Raw genomic sequence first — 14,577 nt, 5'->3', positions numbered from 1 at the left:
CAGCCGTGCCATGCGCCGTCAGCGCCATCCGCGCCGTCAGGCCCGGCCTCCTTCGGGCCTGACACCGGAGCTGGCGGCTGAACTGGCGAGCTACGCGAATCAGTTCGAGGTCGGTTTCAATGCCTTCGAGTTCCTGTTCGACTTCGCGCAGGACTATGCCGACGGCAACAGCGGCGCGGCGACGCATACGCGCATCGTCACGGCGCCGGCCTATGCCAAGGTCTTCCTCGACCTGCTCGACCGAAGCATCGGCAACTATGAAGCGCAGTTCGGCGCGATCACCACGCCGGCGCGGACACCGCTGGTCGAGGGCAACGCCGCCACAGACGATGCCGGCGGGCAAACGCGGAGCGGACAGCACGTTCGGCGGACTCCTCGCTCGGGCTCTCCATGAGGCGGGGCGGCAGCCATCACATGCCTGATTGGCGTTGATGCGAACTAGCCGGCGTGCGAACGGACGGGGTCGGCCTGCGCCTCGCTGGCGCATGGAATCGCGTGCTTGGCCATCTTGCGGTAGAGCGTTACGCGCGACCATTTGAGCTCGCGCGCGGCGGCCGCCTTGTTCCAGTGGGTGGCGAGCAGGGTGTCAAGGATGCGCTGGCGCTCGTTGCGGCCTGGCACTGCGGCCGTGTTGGGATCGTCGAAGGGCTGCGCGAGATAGGCGGGCAGCGAGCGCAGGGTGATCGGGCCGTCGGGCGGGTCGATGAAGATGGACTCGATCACGTTGCGCAGCTCACGCACATTGCCGGGCCAGCGGTGGGCAAGCAGGCACTCGAGCGCCACGGCATCGAACCAGCCGACCCGCGCACCGTCGGCGCTGCGCTTGAGTGGTGCCATGAAATGTGCGGCCAGTTCGAGGATGTCGTCGCGGCGTTCGCGCAGCGGTGGCAGCTGCACACGCGCGACGCTGAGCCGGTAGAACAGATCCTCGCGAAAGCGCCGCTCGCGCACCATGGCCTCGAGCGGCTGATGAGTCGCGGCCACGATGCGTAGATCGACCTTGCGCGCTCGCATGCTGCCCAGCGGCGTGACCTCGCGATGCTCGATCGCGCGCAGCAGCTTGGCTTGGCTTGCGAGCGGCAGGTCGCCGAGTTCGTCGAGGAACAGGGTGCCGCCGTCGGCAGCGACGAATCGGCCCGCGTAGGAACGGCCCGCGCCGGTGAACGCGCCGCGCTCGTAGCCGAACAGCTCGCTTTCGATCAACGCCTCGGGCAGTGCCGCGCAGTTGAGGCTGACGAACGGGCCGCTGGCGCGCGTGCTGTGCGCGTGGACAAGGCGCGCGACCTCGTCCTTGCCCGTGCCGGTCTCGCCGACGATCAGCAAGGGGCAATCATGGCGCGCGGCTTTGCGTGCGAACGACAGGGCTGTGTCGAACGTGCGGTTCCGGCCGATGAGGCCGAGGTTCGCACTCGATCGAATCTGCATGGTCCACCTCCCGGATCGGACCTGCACCGCGTTATTGCTGTGCTTTGGGACGGCACGTTAGCGAGGCACATGTGCGAACGCAAGCGCGACGAGCCCCAAAAACTGAACCGCCGCTCGCGTATATGACTTGTAGCCAATCGGGCAGCCGGACGTCGAACACCCGTTGTTCGCCGCCGCTGTTGTGTGGCATGCTCACCCGCTCATTGGTAGGCCGTGTTGGACTTGAACCAACGACCAAAGGATTATGAGTCCTCTGCTCTAACCGACTGAGCTAACGGCCCCCGGGGAAAGAGGCGGCATTGTAGGCGGCCCTACTTCTGGCTCAGGGCGTTGCTGACCAGCCGCGCCGTGATATCGACGATCTGGATCATGCGGTCGTAGGCCATGCGGGTGGGCCCGATCACGCCGAGCGTGCCGACCACCTGGCCGTCCACCACGTAGGGCGCCGACACTACCGACAGTTCCTCGTACGGCACCACCTGGCTTTCGCCGCCGATGTAGATGCGCACGCCGTCGGCGCGGCTCGAGACGTCGAGCAGGCGCATCAGCTGCGTCTTCTGCTCGAACAGGTCGAACAGCTTGCGCAGGGAGCCCATGTCGTTGCCGAAGTCCTGCACCCCCAGCAGGTTGCGTTCGCCGGACACGACGACCTGGTCGCTTTCTTCCATGGCGTCGGTGCCGGCCTGCACGGCCGCCTGCATCAGCGCGGCGATCTCTCCGCGCAGGGCCTCGATCTCGCCCTTGAGCCGCTCGCGCACCAGTTCGATGGTGAGGCCGGCGTAGTGCGCGTTGAGGTAGTTGCTGGCCTCGATGAGCTGGCTTTGCGTGTAGTCCTGGGCGGTGAAGATCACCCGGTTCTGCACGTCGCCGTCGGGCGCCACCAGGATGAGCAGGATGCGCCGCTCGCCCAGGCGCAGGAATTCGATGTGGTGGAACACCGACGCCTTGCGCGGCGCGGTGACCACGCCGACGAACTGCGACAGGTCGGACAGCAGGTGGGCCGCGTTGGCGATCACCCTCTGCGGCTGGTCGGGCTGCAGCTGCCCCCGGGCGTCGGGCGGCACTGCCGCCTCGTCGTCGCGCTGCAGCGAGCGTGCGGTGAGCATGGTGTCTACGAACAGGCGATAGCCCCGTGCCGTGGGGATGCGCCCGGCCGACGTGTGCGGGCTGGCGATGAGGCCCAGTTCCTCGAGGTCGGCCATCACGTTGCGGATGGTGGCCGGCGACAGCTCGAGGCCGGAAGCCCTGGACAGCGTGCGCGAACCCACGGGTTGGCCATCGGCGATGTATCGCTCGACCAGGGTCTTCAGCAGCGTCTTGGCGCGGTCGTCCAGCATGAAAGTCATTCTAGGTTCGCCTTGCTCCAAGAGAATCCAGGGGCAATCGCTATGGTGTAATTCCTCACATGCCGACGCGCTTCCGACATGCCGCACTCATAGGCAAATACCAGGCTCAGGGCAGCCGCTCGGTGCTGGACGAGCTTGCCCAGTTTCTGGTGCGCCAAGGCCTGGAGGTGACGCTCGAGCGCGCCACCGCCCTCAACACCGGCCTCACCGACTACCCCGCGCTTCCCACCGCCGAGCTCGGCCGCCAGTGCGACCTGGCCGTGGTTGTGGGCGGCGACGGCACCATGCTGCACATCGCGCGCGAACTGGCGCGCTACAACGTGCCGCTGGCGGGGGTCAACCAGGGCCGGCTCGGCTTCATCACCGACATCCCGGTCAGCGAAACCGCCGAAGTCCTGGCGCCCATGATCGCCGGCGACTACGAGGAAGAACACCGCAGCATGTTCGAGGGCGCGGTCGAGCGCGACGGCGAAGTCATCTATGAGGGCTATGCGCTCAACGACGTGGTGGTGAGCCGCGGCGCCGCCTCCAGCATGGTGGAGCTCAAGATCTCGGTGGACGACCAGTTCGTCGCCAACCTGCGTGCCGACGGGCTCATCATCGCGTCGCCCACCGGCTCGACCGCCTACGCGCTGTCGGCCGGCGGGCCCATCCTGCATCCGGCGATCGCCGGCTGGTCGATGGTGCCGATCGCGCCGCACACGCTGTCGAACAGGCCGATCGTCCTGCCGGACGCGGGCTGCGTGTCGGTCGAGATCGTCGCCGGGCGCGACGCGAGCGTGAACTTCGACATGCAAAGCCTCGCCAGCCTGCTGCACGGCGACCGCATCACGGTGCGCCGCTCCGAACACCGCGTACGCTTCCTGCATCCGCGCGGCTGGAGCTACTACGCCACGCTGCGCCGCAAGCTGCACTGGAACGAAGGGGTGGTGGGCTGATGCTGCGTCGTCTCGCGCTGCGTGACTTTGTCATCGTGACCTCGCTGGAGGTCGATCTGGCCGAAGGCTTTTCGGTGCTCACCGGCGAAACCGGCGCCGGCAAGTCCATCCTGATCGACGCGCTGCAGCTCGCGCTGGGCAGCCGCGGCGACGCCGGCGTGGTGCGCGAAGGCGCCGCGCGCGCCGAGATCACTGCCGAGTTCGACATGCGCGACGCCTTCGCCCCGTGGCTCGAAGCCGCCGGGTTCGAGCGCGACGACACGCTGCTGCTGCGCCGCACGCTCGATGCGCAGGGCAAGAGCCGGGCCTGGATCAACGGCAGCCCGGCCACCGTCACCCAGCTGCGCGAGCTGGGCGAACAGCTGGTCGACATCCACGGCCAGCACGCCTGGCAGAGCCTCACCCGTGCAGATTCGGTGCGTGCGCTGCTCGACGCCTACGCCGGCGTGGACTCCAGCGCCATGGCGGCTGCCTGGGCCGGCTGGCGCGGCGCCAGGCAGCAGCTGGACGAAGCCCGCGGCAAGCAGGCCGACCTGGAGCGCGAACGAGAGCGCCTGCAGTGGCAGATCGGCGAGCTCGACAAGCTGGCGCCAGGCGCCGACGAGTGGGCCGAGCTCAACGCCGAGCATCAGCGCCTGGCCCATGCACAGGCGATTCTCGATGCCGCTCAACTGGCCTTGAACGCTGTGTCCGAGGCGGAAGGCTCGGCCGACGAACTGACCGGCCGCGCCATCGATGCGCTGCAGCCGGTGGCCGGCTACGAGACGGCGCTCGCCAGCGCGCTGGAGGTGCTGCAGGGGGCTCAGGCGCAACTGCAGGACGCCGCCCACAGCCTCAACGCAGCGCTGCGCCACACCGATCTCGAACCCGAGCGCCTGCAGGCGCTCGACGAGCGGCTCGCCGCCTGGATGAGCCTGGCCCGACGCTACCGCCGCCAGCCCGAAGAGTTGCCGGCCACGCTGGAGGCCTGGCGCAGCGAACTGCAGGCGCTCGAAGCCGCGAGCGACCTCGAGGCGCTGGAGCGCGAGGCGGCCGCAGCGCGAAGCACCTACGACACCGAAGCCAAGGCCGTCTCGAAGCTGCGTCGCGCCGCCGCGCCCCGGCTGGCGCAGGCCGTCACCGTCGCAATGCAGCAGCTGGGCATGGCGGGTGGCCGTTTCGAAGTGGCCTTGTCGGTGCTGGCGGAGCCGCAGTCGCATGGCCTCGAATCGGCCGAGTTCCTGGTGGCCGGTCACGAAGGCAGCACACCGCGCCCGCTGGGCAAGGTGGCTTCCGGAGGCGAACTCTCGCGCATCGCGCTGGCGATCGCGGTCACCACCAGCGAGCTGGGCGAAGCCGGCACGCTCATCTTCGACGAGATCGATTCCGGCGTGGGCGGCGCCGTGGCCGAAACCGTGGGCCGGCTGATGAAGCAGCTGGGCCGCGACCGGCAGGTCATGGCGGTGACCCACCTGCCGCAGGTGGCCGCCTGTGCCGACCACCACCACGTGGTTTCCAAGACCAGCCGGGCCGGCAGCACCACCAGCGACGTGTCGCTGGTGCTGGGTGAGGCGCGGGTGGCCGAGATCGCACGCATGCTAGGCGGCCAGCAGCTCTCGGGCGCGAGCCTCGCCCATGCGAAGGAAATGCTGGCCACCGCGGTGGCTGCCGCGCCGGCACCGGCCAAGGCCCGCGCAAAGAGATCATGAACACGGTTGTTTCCGCACCAGCGCCCGCGCTCGAGCCGCGTGAAGTCGTGCTGGTCACCGGCATCTCCGGCTCCGGCAAGTCGGTGGCGCTGGCCGCGCTCGAGGACGCCGGCTTCTACTGCGTCGACAACCTGCCGCCGCAACTGCTGCGCGAGTTCATCAAGCTGGAGCACGCCCGCTCGGCGCGCCGTGTCGCCGTCGGTGTGGACGTGCACACCGCCGGCTCGGTGCAGCAGCTGCTGCCGGTGCTGGCGCAGCTGCGCGACGAAGGCGTGGCGGTGCGCTCGATCTTTCTCGACGCCAGCACCGACACGCTGGTGCGCCGCTTCTCCGAAACAAGGCGCCGGCATCCGCTGTCCGACGACTTCGACGAAGCCGCCACCGGCGAGCTGCGCGAGGACGCGCATCGCGTGCTCACCGAGGCCATCGAGCTCGAGCGCGAGCTGCTGGCCGACCTGCGCGACGTGTCCTCCACCATCGACACCAGCCAGCTGCGCCCGGCGCAGCTGCGCGCCTGGATGCGCAGCCTGGTGCAGACCGCCTCGTCCACGCTGACGCTGATCTTCGAGTCTTTCGCGTTCAAGCACGGCGTGCCGCTCGACGCCGACTACGTGTTCGACGTGCGCATGCTGCCCAACCCGCACTACGTGCGCGAGCTGCGGCCGTTGACCGGGCGCGATGCCCCGGTGATCACCTATCTCGAAGAGCAGCCCGAGGTGGCCGAGATGGTGGCGCAGATCGAAGCCTTCCTGGTGCGCTGGCTGCCTGCCTTCGAGCAGGACCAGCGCAGCTACCTCACCGTGGCCATCGGCTGCACCGGCGGCCAGCACCGCTCGGTGTATTGCGCCGAGCAGCTTGCCCGACGCTTCGCCTCGCGCGGCGTCACCCTCGTGCGGCACCGCGAACTCGGTGCACGCGAGGGCCATCGAACCCCCAAATGACAGCATCCTCCAGCAGTACTCGAGAGCTCCCCCTGTTTCCCCTGCAGTCGGTGCTCTTCCCGGACGGCCTGTTGAGCCTGAAGGTGTTCGAAGCGCGCTATCTCGACCTCATCGGCACCTGCATGCGCGAGCAGCGGCCGTTCGGTGTGGTGGCGCTCAAGCGCGGCCAGGAGGTCAAGCGCGCAGGCGACGCCGTCGAGCTCGAAACCATTGGCTGCCAGGCCGAGCTGATCGACGTCGACAGCCCGCAAAGCGGCATCCTGCAGGTGCGCTGCCGCGGCACGGTGAGGTTCGAGACCCACGCCAGCCGCCAGCAGCCCAACGGGTTGTGGGTGGGCGACGTGTCCGACCTGCCCGGCGACGAAGCCGTGCTCCCCACCGAGGAGCTGGTCGGCACCGCCAAGGGTCTGGCCAACGCGATCGCCGCACTCAAGCGCCAGGGCGTGGTGCACATCCTCGAGCCGTATCGCTTCGAAAGCGCGGGCTGGGTGGCCAACCGCTGGTGCGAGCTGCTGCCGATCTCCATCACGGCGAAGCAGAAACTGATGGAGCTGCCCGACCCGCTGGTGCGCCTGAAGCTCGTCGACGAGTTCCTGCGCAGCAAGGGCGTCGTGACCTAGGCGCCGAGCAGCAGCTTGCGCAGCGGTGACGGCAGGGCCACTCCGCCCAGCTGGTCGCGCGCCACCCAGCGACCTTCGCCCAGCACGCCGCTTCCGCCGTCGGCCGCCGGCAGCGCTGCCAGCCGGGCCCGCCGCGGATGCAGCACCCAGTCGAAGTGGGTGAGGGCGTGTTCGATCTGCGGCTGCGGCTCCGGCGTCGAGCCGAGGCCTTGCGCGGCCGCCTGCAACTGCGCCTCGTCATCGAACAGCGGCAGCACCCACAGCCCGGCCCACACGCCGGTGGCGGGGCGTTGCTGCAGCCACACCTGGTCCTGCCATTCGAGCCACAGCCACCAATGCTCGCGGCGGCTGCGCTTGAGCTTGCGGGTCTTGACCGGGTAGCGCTCGGGACTGCCTTCACGCTGCGCGGCGCAAAGCGCCTGCACCGGGCACAGCAGGCAGGTCGGCTTGCGTGCCAGGCAGACGGTGGCGCCCAGGTCCATCAGGCCCTGGGTGTAGGCCGGCATGTCGTCGCCCTGCTGGGGCAGCACCGCCTCGGCCAGGCTCCACAGCCGGCGCTCATGGCGCGTCTCGGCGAGGTCGTCGCCGAAGCCGAGCGTGCGGCTCAGCACGCGTTTCACGTTGCCGTCGAGGATGGCGGCGCGCTCGCCGAAGCAGAACGACGCGATGGCCGCTGCGGTGGAGCGGCCGATGCCGGGCAACTCGGCCAGTTGCGCGGCGCTGGTCGGGAACGAGCCGCCATGCACCGCCACCACCGCCTGCGCACAGCGGTGCAGGTTGCGGGCGCGGCTGTAGTAGCCCAGGCCAGCCCAGGCAGTGAGCACGTCGTCGAGCGGCGCGGCGGCGAGTGCCGGCACGTCGGGATACCGCTCGAGGAAGCGGGCGTAGTAGGCGAGCACGGTGCTCACCTGCGTCTGCTGCAGCATGATTTCCGAGAGCCACACGCGATACGGGTCGCGGGTGCGCTGCCAGGGCAGCCCGTGGCGGCCGTGCTCCCGCTGCCAGGCCACCACCAGGGAGGCGAACTGACGGGCGAGGTCGGCGTCGACTTCGGTTGCAGAAGAAGATTCGGCCGCCCTGGAAGCGGCCTCTCTGCGAGGGCGAGGCATCAGGCGCGGGTCAGGCGCGGAATCACGCGCGAATCAGGTGGGCCGTGGGTTCCTCGACGTCGATGAAGACATCGACGCTGGCCTCTTCTGGCAGGTCCACCAGCTTGATGTTCAGCGGGGCGGCCTTTTCGCCGCCGTCGGCGAGCGGGGCCGGTGCGGCCGCGGCAGGGGCTTCACCGGGCTTCGCCTGCGCGGCGGCCACGAGCACGTCCACCACCTGCTTGAAGCGGGCCTGAAGCTGCTGCAGGCGCTGGTCCTGCGATTCGAGCTCGCTCAGGCGGTGCTCCAGCTCGCCGGCCGCCTGCTGGATGCGTTCCATCGACTCGCGGCGGCGCTTGAAGGCGCGGCGGCGTTCGCGCAGCTGCGAGTCGATCTGCGCCGAGGCCGTCTTGTTCCACAGCTCCAGTTCGCCGCAGGCCGACTCGAACACCACACGCAGCCGGGACACCAGCATGCGCCGGAACTGCTCCATGAAGCGTGGCTGCGACAGCCGCAGCGCCTGGGTGATGCCCAGGTACTGCACATAGTTGCGCTCGATGAGCTCGAGGTCGCGCACGAAGCGGCTGAGGTCCGGCCCCTTGGCCACCGACAGCCCGAAACCGAACTCGGCGTTGAGCTTGTTGAACGAGGCGGCCAGCATGTCGTGGATCTCGTTGCCGCGGTCCTGTGCGCTCTCGATCAGCTTGCGCAGCCCGGCGCACATGTCGACGAAGGCCTTCTTGGCGCCCAGCTGCAGCAGCGAGCCGCGCACCGCTTCCTGCATCGCATCGACCTGCTCGCGCAGGCGGTCGCTCGACAGCCCCACCAGCGCGTCCTTCAGCATGCGGGTGTGCACCATGCGCATGGCCTGCAGCCGCGAGGTGCATTGCTCGAACTCGGCCACCTCGGCTTCCACGCGCGACACCATGAGGCGCACCTTGGAGGTGTTCTTGCCGCGCAGGCCGCGCAGCTCGAGCATCTGCTCGGCCAGCTGCCGGCGGCGGTCGTTGAGGCGCCGAGTCACCTGCGACTGCACCTGCTGTGCGCCTTCGAGCGTCACCTGCTCGAGCACCTCTCGGCGCTGCGGCAACAGCTCGTCGGCCAGCGCGGATTCCAGCGCGGGCAGGCGGCTTTCGGCGAGACCGGCGTCGTCCTTTGCCACCCGCGCAGCCAGGGCCTGGCGCGCCGAGATGGGGAACACGCAGCTGTGCGGCACGTCTAGCGTGCGGGCCACCTCTTCGCACTGGCGGGCGATCTGCGCGTCGGTGTGTGCCTTCGGGCTCAGCGGGTCGACCAGCGCGTCGATCTTGTTGAGCGCCACATAGCGGGCCAGCCCCTGGCCGCCCAGGTGGTCGCGCCAGATGGCCAGGTCGGATTTCGTGACGCCGGTGTCGGCGCTCAGGATGAACACGGTGGCGTGTGCGCTGGGCAGCAGGCCGACGGTGAGCTCGGGTTCGGCGCCGATTGCATTGAGGCCCGGGGTGTCCAGCACCACGAGGCCGCGGCGCAGCAGGGGGTGGGGCACGTTGATGAGCGCATGGCGCCAGGCCGGCACCTCGACCAGGCCATGGGAGTCGACCGGCGGGTTGTCCTGCGGGCGTTCGTCGTCCCAGAAGCCGAGCGCCTTGGCAATGTCCACCGGCACGGTCTTGGTGCGCATCACCTCGGTGAGCGACTCGGCCAGCGCGTCCGGGTCGGACAGGTCGAGCGGCAGCACCTTCCAGGCCTTGGGCTGCTGGCGCAGTTCGGCGAGCGACAGGTTGTCGAGCCGCGTATCGATCGGCAGCAGCGCGAGGCCGGGGTCCTCGTCTGCGTCGTAGCCCAGTTCGACCGGGCACATGGTCGTGCGACCCGGCGTGGCCGGCAGGATGCGTCGGCCGGCGTCGGCAAAGAAGATGGCGTTGATGAGCTCGGATTTGCCGCGCGAGAACTCGGCTACGAAGGCCACGACGAGCTTGTCGCCCGACAGGCGCAGCCGCAGCGTGTCGAGAAGGTCGTTGGCCGGCTCGTCGAGCAGCTCGTGCTCGCCCAGGAAGCGGGTCAGCTCCTTCAGCCGCGACTCCACGTTGACGCGCCAGCTACCGAGGGCGTCAAGGCTGCGGGCGAAAGACTGTGACATGGCGGCCGTTTCTCTTTTTGCGGGCAGGGGAGTGCGGGCATCGTAGCCTAAGGCCCCGCTCCCCCCAATCAGGGTGTTGCGTAGCGCGTCACACCTGCGCCACGCACCTTGTGTGCGTTTGTTACGACCGGCGCGGCCGGGGAGTCGTCGGCCCGCACTGCGGCCGGGCTTTCAGCGCTTCTGACAGCGAGGGCAGAAGTAGGTCGAGCGCTGGCCCTGCACGAGGCGCTTCACCGCGGTGCAGCAGCGCGGGCAGGGCAGGCCTTCGCGGTCGTACACCTGTGCCTGGAGCTGGAATTCGCCACCCATGCCGTGCGTGTCTCGAAAGTCGCGCAGCGTGGAGCCGCCCAGCGCCAGCGCCCGGGTGAGCGTGCCGCGCACCGCCTCGACCAGCCGCTCGCATCGCGCCAGGCTCACGCGATATGACGGGGTGCGCGGGTCGATGCCGGCCTGGAACAGGGCCTCCGACGCATAGATGTTCCCGACGCCCACGACGATGTCGCCTGCGAGCAGCGCCTGCTTGATGGCGACCCGCCGCCCGTGCAGGAGTCCGTGCAGGTAGCCGGCGGTGAAGGCGGCGTCGAAAGGTTCCACGCCCAGGGTCGACAGCAGCTTGCCGGCCAGGCCTTCCGCCTGCGAACTCGACCACAGCACGGCGCCGAAGCGGCGCGGGTCGGTCAGGCGCAGCGTCCCCTGAGAGGTGTGGAGCTCGAAGTGGTCATGCGCGCCGGCGGGCGGCAGCGCGGGCGCGAAGCTGAGCGAGCCCGACATGCCCAGGTGCAGCAGGAGCCCGCCGCGTGCCGCTGTCGGTGCCTCGAGCGGCAGCCACAGGTACTTGCCCCGGCGGGTGACCGCACCGACGACCTGGTCGCGCAGCGCCTCGGGCGCAACGCCCAGCGGCCAGCGCAGCGGCTTGCCCAGGCTCGCGCCGGTGACTTGGGCGCCGAAGATGCGTTCGGCAAAGCTCTGCCGCGTGACTTCGACCTCGGGTAGCTCAGGCATGCGGCGGATTATCAGGGCGAGATGGCCCGGCATCGCCGCAGTGCCGGTGCGGCCGTTGCGCAGCCTTACACCACGACGCCGCCGATTGACGAACAGTCGAGCCCAGGAACGCGACCGGCCGGTGCAGGTCGAAGCCTAGAATTCAATCGACCATGGCCCTCGGGTCACAGGAGTTGTAGATGCCCGCCTTCCGTCTGGCCACATGCGCCGCCTCGATTGCAGCCGCGCTGTGGGCCCTGTGTGTGCCGACCGCTGTGACGGCACAACAAACCCCCGATGCACCGACCGAGGCGCCCGGCGATCCTGCGGCGCCCGTCGTCAATTCGTCGCTCGACGGATCGCTGTTCTTCCAGTTGCTGGTGGGCGAGCTCGAGTTGCGTTCAGGCGAGGCCGGCGCGGCCTACCAGGTGCTACTCGACGCCGCCCGGCGCAGCAATGACGAAGGGCTGTTCCGGCGTGCCATCGACATCGCGCTGCGCGCGCGCGCCGGCGACCAGGCGCTGGCCGCCGCCCGCGCCTGGCGCACCGCGGTGCCCGAGTCGCGCGAGGCCCACGAATACATCGTGCAGCTGCTGATGGCGATGGGGCGGTTGAGCGAGGTGCCGGAGCCGCTGCGCAGCCTGCTCGAGCTCACGCCGGCCGCCGACCGGCCCGGCGTGATCGCGTCGCTGCCCCGGCTGCTGGCCCGGGCGAACGACAAGCGCCTGGCCGCCGGCGTGCTCGAGGACCTGCTTCAGGCCTATCGTGCCGGTCCGGTACAGGGCACCGATGCCCGGGTCAGCGCGATCGTCGCCACCGGACGCGGCTGGCTCAACGCCGGCGATTCGCAGAAGGCGCTCGGGCTCGCGAGGCAGGCGCAAGGTCTCGACAGCACGGCCGAAGGGCCGGCGCTGCTCGGTCTGGAACTCATGGGCGGCACGCCGGAAGCCGAGTCGCTGGTCACTTCCTACCTGCAGGTGCAGCCGGCCGGGCACACCTTGCGCATGGCGTACGTGCGCAGGCTCATGGGCGCGCAGCGCTATGCCGATGCGGTGTCCCAGCTGCAGGTGCTGACCCGCCAGGAGCCTGGCTATGCAGCGGCATGGTTGAGCCTGGGCGCGCTGCAGCTCGAACTCAAGCGCCCGCGCGAGGCCGAGGCTGCCCTTCAGCGCTATGTGAACCTGCTGCCGCCGTCCTCCGGTGCTTCTGCCGAGCCGCCGGCCGAAGGCGGCAAGGTGGAGGAGGGGTCGGTCGAGGCGAGCCGCACGCAAGCCTATCTGCTGCTGGCCCAGGCGGCCGAGCAGCGCAACGACTACAAGGCGGCCGAGGCATGGCTCGGCAAGATCGACAGCCCGTCGAGTGCGCTGACGGTGCTCTCCCGCCGGGCCTCGCTGCTCGCGCGCCAGGGCAAGCTGGCCGATGCGCGGCAGCTCATCCGCAAGTCGCCCGAGCGCAACGAGGACGATGCCCGCGCGAAGCTGCTGGCCGAGGCCCAGCTGCTGCGCGAGATGCGCCAGTGGCGCGAAGCGCATGCAGTGCTCGCCGATGCGCTGAAGCGCTCGCCCGACAACGTCGACCTGCTCTACGAGCAGGCCATGATGTCCGAGAAGCTCGACCGCATGACCGAGATGGAGTCGCTGCTGCGCCGGGTGATGGAGCTGCGACCCGACTACCACCACGCCTACAACGCGCTCGGCTACAGCCTGGCCGATCGCAACCAGCGCCTGCCCGAGGCGCGCGAGCTGATCGCCAAGGCGCTCGAGCTGTCGCCCGGCGACCCGTTCATCACCGACAGCCTGGGCTGGGTGGAATACCGCCTGGGCAACAGCGCCGAAGCGCTGCGGCTGCTGAAGCAGGCCTACCAGGCGCAGCCGGACACCGAGATCGCCGCCCACCTGGGTGAAGTGCTCTGGGCGCTCGGCCAGCGCGACGAGGCTCGCAAGGTCTGGCGCGAAGGCCGCGACAAGGACGCCGGCAACGAAGTGCTGAAGTCCACCCTGGCCCGCTTGAAGGTCGATCTGTGATCCGTGGCGCGCTGGCCGCCGTCATCGCTGCGGCGGCGATGCTGGGCGGTTGTGCGACCAGGCCGCCTCTTCCAACCCTCGAAGGCGACCGTTTCAGCGGCCGCCTGGCACTGAAGGTCGAGGGCGAGGCAGCCAGGTCGATGTCCGCCGGCTTCGAACTCGAAGGCGGTGCGCAGCGCGGCCGGCTTTCCTTGACCACGCCGCTGGGCACGCAGGTGGCCCAGGCCCGCTGGTCGCCCGGCGAGGTGGTCCTGGCCGGCTCCGGCGGCGAGCGGGTGTATGGCGACCTCGACGAACTCTCGCGTGATGCGCTGGGTGAAAGCGTGCCGCTGGTCGCGTTGTTCGACTGGCTGCGCGGCCGCCCCTGGGCGGGGGCGCCGTCGCGCGATACCGCGGCGGGCTTCGAGCAGCTCGGCTGGGAGGTCGACCGCCGCAAGGCCGGCGAAGGCCTGATCGTTGTCACCCGCCAGGCGCCTGCGGTCACGCTGCGCGTCAAGCTCGACGCTTCCTGATGCCCATGGCCCTTCGCTCCATCCACGGCGTTCCCGCGCCCGCCAAGCTGAATCTCTTCCTGCACGTGATTGGCCGGCGCGCCGACGGCTACCACCTGCTGCAGTCGGTGTTCGTGCTCATCGACTGGTCGGACACCCTTCATTTCGAGCGACGCACCGACGGGCGCATCGCCCGTCACGACCTCGGCGCGGCGCTGCCCGAAGACGACCTCTGCCTGCGCGCCGCCCGTGCGCTGCAGGCGGCTGCCGGTGTCGCGCAGGGGGCCGACATTTCCATCGAGAAGCGCGTGCCCTGGGGTGCGGGCATGGGCGGCGGCAGCTCCGATGCCGCCTCCACGCTGCTCGCGCTCAACCGGCTCTGGGGCCTCGACTGGCCACGCGAGCGGCTGCTTTCGCTCGCGCTCGGCCTGGGCGCCGACGTGCCGTTTTTCGTGGGCGGGCGCAATGCCTGGGTCGAAGGAATCGGCGAGCGGCTGACGCCGATCGATCTGCCGCCGCGGCGCCTGGCGGTGCTCAAACCTGCGGTTGCGATCCCGACTGCGGCAATCTTCAACAGCCCGCACTTGGCTCGCGACACACAGCCTGCTATACTCTCGGACTTTCTCGCGGACCCCTACGGGTTTGGCCACAACGATCTGCAGAAGCCGGCGCAAGCCGCCAGCAGCGAAGTGACCGAAGCCCTGGCGCTCCTCGAAGCCCGGTACGGCAACAGCCGCATGACGGGGTCGGGCAGCGCGGTGTTCGCGAGAGCGGACAAGTTGGGCACAGACAGCGACGCACCCGTCGCGCCGATGTATGAGCAGCATGAGCTGCCGTCGCAATGGGTGGGGCGTTTGTGCAACAGCCTGGAGCAGCATCCGCTGGTCGGGTGGTGCGCGGGCTAGGCGACAGAAGT

General features: G+C 69.6%; 13 protein-coding genes and 1 tRNA gene. 8 read left to right on the top strand and 6 right to left on the bottom strand.

Annotation, left to right across the window (positions count from 1 at the left end; genetic code table 11):
- Window positions 1-10 precede the first annotated feature (10 nt).
- Window positions 11-394, top strand: coding sequence for a DUF3467 domain-containing protein (locus E8D38_RS09225; protein WP_140628250.1), 384 nt, complete (start codon window positions 11-13; stop codon window positions 392-394).
- Window positions 395-438: 44 nt separating this feature from the next.
- Here E8D38_RS09225 and E8D38_RS09220 read toward each other — a convergent pair whose 3' ends face one another.
- The 3 genes from E8D38_RS09220 to hrcA all read right to left on the bottom strand — a co-directional run bounded on the left by E8D38_RS09220 (window position 439) and on the right by hrcA (window position 2,762).
- Window positions 439-1,425 (bottom strand): sigma-54 interaction domain-containing protein, encoded by a 987-nt coding sequence (locus E8D38_RS09220; RefSeq protein ID WP_140628248.1) that lies wholly within the window; start codon window positions 1,423-1,425, stop codon window positions 439-441.
- 204 nt (window positions 1,426-1,629) lie between these two features.
- Window positions 1,630-1,706, bottom strand: a tRNA-Ile gene (locus tag E8D38_RS09215).
- Between the two features lie 30 nt (window positions 1,707-1,736).
- Complete coding sequence (gene hrcA / locus E8D38_RS09210; RefSeq protein WP_140628458.1) at window positions 1,737-2,762, bottom strand: heat-inducible transcriptional repressor HrcA; 1,026 nt, start codon at window positions 2,760-2,762, stop codon at window positions 1,737-1,739.
- A gap of 68 nt (window positions 2,763-2,830) precedes the next feature.
- Here hrcA and E8D38_RS09205 point away from each other — a divergent pair, with 68 nt between their 5' ends.
- From E8D38_RS09205 to E8D38_RS09190, 4 genes are read left to right on the top strand one after another with little or no spacing between them, the layout of a single operon-like run.
- Window positions 2,831-3,709: an NAD kinase gene (locus tag E8D38_RS09205; RefSeq protein WP_140628246.1), complete on the top strand. Its 879-nt coding sequence runs from the start codon at window positions 2,831-2,833 to the stop codon at window positions 3,707-3,709.
- The gene (gene recN / locus E8D38_RS09200; RefSeq protein ID WP_181179005.1) at window positions 3,709-5,397 is read left to right on the top strand and encodes a DNA repair protein RecN; all 1,689 of its coding nucleotides are present in this window, start codon (window positions 3,709-3,711) and stop codon (window positions 5,395-5,397) included. Before E8D38_RS09205 ends, recN begins: the two co-directional genes overlap by 1 nt.
- On the top strand, window positions 5,394-6,338 hold the full coding sequence (rapZ, locus tag E8D38_RS09195; RefSeq protein WP_140628241.1) for an RNase adapter RapZ: 945 nt from the start codon (window positions 5,394-5,396) through the stop codon (window positions 6,336-6,338). The genes recN and rapZ overlap by 4 nt, the downstream gene beginning before the upstream one ends.
- Window positions 6,335-6,958, top strand: coding sequence for an LON peptidase substrate-binding domain-containing protein (locus E8D38_RS09190; protein ID WP_140628239.1), 624 nt, complete (start codon window positions 6,335-6,337; stop codon window positions 6,956-6,958). The genes rapZ and E8D38_RS09190 overlap by 4 nt, the downstream gene beginning before the upstream one ends.
- Here the strand turns inward: E8D38_RS09190 and mutY are convergent.
- From mutY to mutM, 3 genes are all read right to left on the bottom strand, one after another.
- Window positions 6,955-8,067 carry an A/G-specific adenine glycosylase gene (mutY, locus tag E8D38_RS09185; RefSeq protein ID WP_140628237.1) on the bottom strand — a complete coding sequence of 371 codons (1,113 nt, stop codon included), beginning with the start codon at window positions 8,065-8,067 and terminating at the stop codon, window positions 6,955-6,957. The two genes, E8D38_RS09190 and mutY, sit on opposite strands and share 4 nt — an antisense overlap.
- A gap of 22 nt (window positions 8,068-8,089) precedes the next feature.
- The gene (locus E8D38_RS09180) at window positions 8,090-10,165 is read right to left on the bottom strand and encodes a dynamin family protein (RefSeq protein WP_140628234.1); all 2,076 of its coding nucleotides are present in this window, start codon (window positions 10,163-10,165) and stop codon (window positions 8,090-8,092) included.
- A gap of 171 nt (window positions 10,166-10,336) precedes the next feature.
- Window positions 10,337-11,167 (bottom strand): bifunctional DNA-formamidopyrimidine glycosylase/DNA-(apurinic or apyrimidinic site) lyase, encoded by an 831-nt coding sequence (gene mutM / locus E8D38_RS09175; protein ID WP_140628231.1) that lies wholly within the window; start codon window positions 11,165-11,167, stop codon window positions 10,337-10,339.
- 179 nt (window positions 11,168-11,346) lie between these two features.
- On the opposite strand from mutM, the gene E8D38_RS09170 reads away from it, so the two are divergent.
- Genes E8D38_RS09170 through ispE form a run of 3 tightly spaced genes read left to right on the top strand, consistent with a single transcriptional unit; the run spans window position 11,347 to window position 14,566 of the window.
- Window positions 11,347-13,170: a tetratricopeptide repeat protein gene (locus tag E8D38_RS09170; RefSeq protein WP_140628228.1), complete on the top strand. Its 1,824-nt coding sequence runs from the start codon at window positions 11,347-11,349 to the stop codon at window positions 13,168-13,170.
- A complete protein-coding gene (locus E8D38_RS09165) occupies window positions 13,167-13,682 on the top strand; it encodes an outer membrane lipoprotein LolB (RefSeq protein ID WP_246099413.1) in 516 nt (171 codons plus the stop codon). Before E8D38_RS09170 ends, E8D38_RS09165 begins: the two co-directional genes overlap by 4 nt.
- Window positions 13,683-13,687: 5 nt before the next feature.
- Window positions 13,688-14,566, top strand: a complete 879-nt coding sequence (gene ispE / locus E8D38_RS09160) for a 4-(cytidine 5'-diphospho)-2-C-methyl-D-erythritol kinase (RefSeq protein ID WP_140628225.1) — start codon at window positions 13,688-13,690, stop codon at window positions 14,564-14,566.
- Window positions 14,567-14,577 lie beyond the last annotated feature (11 nt).

The organism is Methylibium rhizosphaerae (assembly GCF_006386545.1).
In the GTDB taxonomy this organism is placed as follows: Bacteria; Pseudomonadota; Gammaproteobacteria; order Burkholderiales; family Burkholderiaceae_C; genus Pseudorivibacter; species Pseudorivibacter rhizosphaerae.
This window is presented reverse-complemented; position numbering and strand designations above follow the sequence as displayed.

What these genes read in the sequence shown, in the direction of transcription:
- E8D38_RS09225 (WP_140628250.1), top strand. Translation starts at nt 11, where the DNA reads ATGCGCCGTCAGCGCCATCCGCGCCGTCAGGCCCGGCCTCCTTCGGGC.
- E8D38_RS09220 (WP_140628248.1), bottom strand. Translation starts at nt 1,425, where the DNA reads ATGCAGATTCGATCGAGTGCGAACCTCGGCCTCATCGGCCGGAACCGC.
- hrcA (WP_140628458.1), bottom strand. Translation starts at nt 2,762, where the DNA reads ATGCTGGACGACCGCGCCAAGACGCTGCTGAAGACCCTGGTCGAGCGA.
- E8D38_RS09205 (WP_140628246.1), top strand. Translation starts at nt 2,831, where the DNA reads ATGCCGACGCGCTTCCGACATGCCGCACTCATAGGCAAATACCAGGCT.
- recN (WP_181179005.1), top strand. Translation starts at nt 3,709, where the DNA reads ATGCTGCGTCGTCTCGCGCTGCGTGACTTTGTCATCGTGACCTCGCTG.
- rapZ (WP_140628241.1), top strand. Translation starts at nt 5,394, where the DNA reads ATGAACACGGTTGTTTCCGCACCAGCGCCCGCGCTCGAGCCGCGTGAA.
- E8D38_RS09190 (WP_140628239.1), top strand. Translation starts at nt 6,335, where the DNA reads ATGACAGCATCCTCCAGCAGTACTCGAGAGCTCCCCCTGTTTCCCCTG.
- mutY (WP_140628237.1), bottom strand. Translation starts at nt 8,067, where the DNA reads ATGCCTCGCCCTCGCAGAGAGGCCGCTTCCAGGGCGGCCGAATCTTCT.
- E8D38_RS09180 (WP_140628234.1), bottom strand. Translation starts at nt 10,165, where the DNA reads ATGTCACAGTCTTTCGCCCGCAGCCTTGACGCCCTCGGTAGCTGGCGC.
- mutM (WP_140628231.1), bottom strand. Translation starts at nt 11,167, where the DNA reads ATGCCTGAGCTACCCGAGGTCGAAGTCACGCGGCAGAGCTTTGCCGAA.
- E8D38_RS09170 (WP_140628228.1), top strand. Translation starts at nt 11,347, where the DNA reads ATGCCCGCCTTCCGTCTGGCCACATGCGCCGCCTCGATTGCAGCCGCG.
- ispE (WP_140628225.1), top strand. Translation starts at nt 13,688, where the DNA reads ATGGCCCTTCGCTCCATCCACGGCGTTCCCGCGCCCGCCAAGCTGAAT.